Genomic DNA, 3,067 nt, shown 5'->3' on the forward strand with positions numbered 1-3,067 from the left:
TCTACGGCACAGCGTGGTTCTCGGAGAAGGACCTGGCGGACTACCTCATGCGCATCGAGGAGGCCGAGAAGCGCGATCACCGCAAGCTCGGCCGCGACCTCGACCTGTTCTCGTTCCACGAGGAGGCGGGCGCCGGGCTCGTCTTCTACCACCCGAAGGGCGCCCGCGTGCTGCGGCTGCTGCAGGACTGGGAGCGAGCCGAGCACTACCGCAGGGGCTACACGGAGATCATCACGCCGCACATCTTCAAGGCCGACGTATGGAAGACCTCCGGCCACTACGACTTCTATCGCGAGAACATGTACTTCTTCGAGGTCGACGAGGGTGAGGGTCGGGAGCCGGCCGAGTACGGCGTCAAGCCCATGAACTGCCCCGGCGCGGTGATGATCTACGCGAACGACGTGCGCTCCTATCGCGACCTGCCGATGCGGCTGCTCGAGCTGGGGACCGTCTATCGCCACGAGAAGTCCGGGGTCGTGCACGGGCTGATGCGCGCGCGCGGGTTCACGCAGGACGATGCGCACATCTTCTGCACGGCGGACCAGGTCAAGCCCGAGGTCGCAGGCGTGCTCGACTTCGTCGACTGGGCGATGAAGGCGTTCGGTTTCGAGTACACCGCGGAGATCTCGACGCGCCCGGCCAAGTCCATCGGCGAGGACGCGGACTGGGAGATCGCCACGAACGCTCTCAAGGACACGCTCGACGAGCGAGGCATGGCCTACGACATCAACGAGGGCGATGGTGCGTTCTACGGGCCGAAGATCGACATCAAGTTGCGCGATGCCATCGGACGCACCTGGCAGTGCGCGACGATCCAGGTGGACTTCAACTTCCCGGCGCGATTCGACCTGACCTATCGCACCGCCGAGAATACGGAGGCCCGCCCGTTCATGCTCCATCGTGTGATCTTCGGCTCGATGGAGCGGTTCTTCGGCATCCTGATCGAGCACTACGCCGGGGCGTTCCCCGTCTGGCTCGCGCCGACGCAGGCGGTGGTGGTCCCGATCGCGGACCGGCACCTGGAGTACGCCCAGGGTGTCAGGTCTCGTCTCGAGGACATGGGCGTGCGCACGGAGGTCTACGCGGACAACGAGCCCATGCGCGTCAAGATCGCCAAGGCGCAGCAGCAGAAGGTGCCGTACATGCTCGTCGTGGGCGACCGCGAGGCCGAGGACGGGACCGTGGGCGTGCGCGAGCGGACGCAAGGCGACATCGGCGCGATGGGGCTCAACGACTTCGTCGAGCTCGTGGCCGCGCAGACGCCGTAGGGTGGGGCGCTACTCCTTCACCTCGGCGTCGGCCGCCGGGTCGAACGGATTCTGCCGCACCGCGAGCGAGTAGAGGTACGGGTACTGCTCGGACAGGTGCCGCATGTACGCGACCCACTCGATGAGCACCGCGCGGTAAGCGCGCTTCGCGTCGCCCGACAGGTGTGCGGCGTCCGTCGGCGGCAGCGCGCACAGGTCCGTGCGCGCGTCGAGCTCCTCCTCTAGGTGGAGCACCGCCCACAGCAGCTCGGTGAACGTCTCGTGCTCGAGCAGGTTGGGGTTCTGCAACAGCCCGAGCAGGAAGCCTCGACGCTCGCAGAGGAACTCCCTGAGTGGCGCCAGTCCGCGAAGTCCCACGTCGATCGCACTCTCGTGCGTCTCGAGCGTCCGCCTCGCCGTTTCGAAGTCCGCGGCCTTCCAGCCGACCCGGAACGCCAGTGCGCCGCGCAGCGCCGACTCGTCCGTGTCGAACGCCCGCAGCAGGTCGATCAGCGGCCGGCCCACCTCGGAGAAGAACGCGCCGACCACCATGTTGAGCTTGTGCATCAGCGAGTCCCGGTCGCGCAGCTCCATCATGCGCTCGATGACGAGCGTGACGAGCAGGACCGAGATCGGCACGAACGCGAGGTCGTCGACGAGGTAGCGCAGTTCCTCGTTCAGGTACGGGTCGACGCCGATGACCAGGCCGTCGCCGGCGAACAGCAGCCCGCGTGCGACGAACAGCGCCGCCGAGATCGCGAGCAGCGTGGCCGCGAACCGGATCTCCCAGGGCTTGAGCTTCATGGGCGGCGCATCCTTCCATGGGGACTCGGGCGCCACTGTACCCGAAACGGGGAATCGCGGGCGGGCAGTGGGTTGACCTCGGCGTCGCGAGGGCTATACTTCGGCTATACGAAGGAGGTGTCGGGACGATGGTCACCAAGGTCCAGAAATGGGGCAACAGTCAGGGCTTGCGACTCGGCAAGGACCTGTTGTCCGAGGCCGGGATCGGTATCGGGGACGAGGTCGAGGTGCTGTTCCGCGATGGCGAGATCATCATCACACCGGTGCATCGCGTGCGCGGCCGTCTTTCGCTCGAGGAACTGGTGCGTGAGATCCCTGCCGACTGGAAGGCCGAGGAGGTCGACTGGGGACGGCCTCGCGGCAAGGAGGTCTGGTAGATGAGCGGCCTCATCCCCGGCAAGGGGGAGTTCATCACCCTCGGATTCGATCCCGACTCCGTCGGCCACGAGCAGCACGGCCGACGGCCAGCGCTCGTCATCAGCAGGGACGCGTTCAACCGCGAGACGGGCATGTGCGTGATCTGCCCCGTGACGAATGCACGCCGCGACTACCCGTTCCACGTGCCGATACCGGACGGTGAGCCTGTCGCCGGGGTGGTGATGGTCGACCAGGTGAAGTCCGTCGATTTTCGCAGCCGCGGGGTACGACGCATGGGCGTCGCGTCAGCCGCGCTGCTCGGCGAAACGCTCGCCAAGCTGGACGCATGCCTGTACGAGCCTCGCTAGGCTCCTGTTGCCGCCATCGCGCCCACCCGCTACACTGACGCGGCTACAACCGAATAGCGAAGAAGCGGGACCCCTCCCTGCGTGTTCGAGAGTGTCTGGTCCCCACCTTGCGGCGCACGTCGATCGTGCAGCTGTCTGGTCGATGAGAGATGCGGCCCCCTTACGGGCCCGCGTCCATTGTCCGCCCGACGGCTCACCATCAAAGCCGCCGGGCGTTTCTCGTTCTTCGGGAAGGGAAGGCAGTGCCCCGTGTGGCATCGGGGCGCACGGTACGGAGGTGACCGCCATCAG

At 66.7% G+C, this 3,067-nt stretch carries 4 protein-coding genes; 3 read left to right on the forward strand and 1 reads right to left on the reverse strand.

All coding sequences use genetic code 11. From position 1 onward, the window contains the following. Positions 1-1,268: threonine--tRNA ligase (gene thrS / locus FDZ70_08565; protein TLM72195.1), on the forward strand; the 1,268-nt coding region annotated here is incomplete at its 5' end. Positions 1,269-1,277: 9 nt separating this feature from the next. On the opposite strand, the gene FDZ70_08570 is transcribed toward thrS, so the two are convergent. Further along, on the reverse strand, positions 1,278-2,051 hold the full coding sequence (locus FDZ70_08570; protein TLM72196.1) for a hypothetical protein: 774 nt from the start codon (positions 2,049-2,051) through the stop codon (positions 1,278-1,280). A gap of 128 nt (positions 2,052-2,179) precedes the next feature. On the opposite strand from FDZ70_08570, the gene FDZ70_08575 reads away from it, so the two are divergent. Both FDZ70_08575 and FDZ70_08580 read left to right on the forward strand, forming a co-directional pair. Next, entirely contained in the window at positions 2,180-2,428 is a 249-nt protein-coding gene (locus FDZ70_08575; GenBank protein ID TLM72197.1) for an AbrB/MazE/SpoVT family DNA-binding domain-containing protein, read from the forward strand. After that, a complete protein-coding gene (locus FDZ70_08580; GenBank protein TLM72198.1) occupies positions 2,429-2,776 on the forward strand; it encodes an mRNA-degrading endonuclease in 348 nt (115 codons plus the stop codon). Positions 2,777-3,067 lie beyond the last annotated feature (291 nt).

Source organism: Actinomycetota bacterium (genome assembly GCA_005774595.1).
Classification (GTDB): Bacteria; Actinomycetota; Coriobacteriia; order Anaerosomatales; family D1FN1-002; genus D1FN1-002.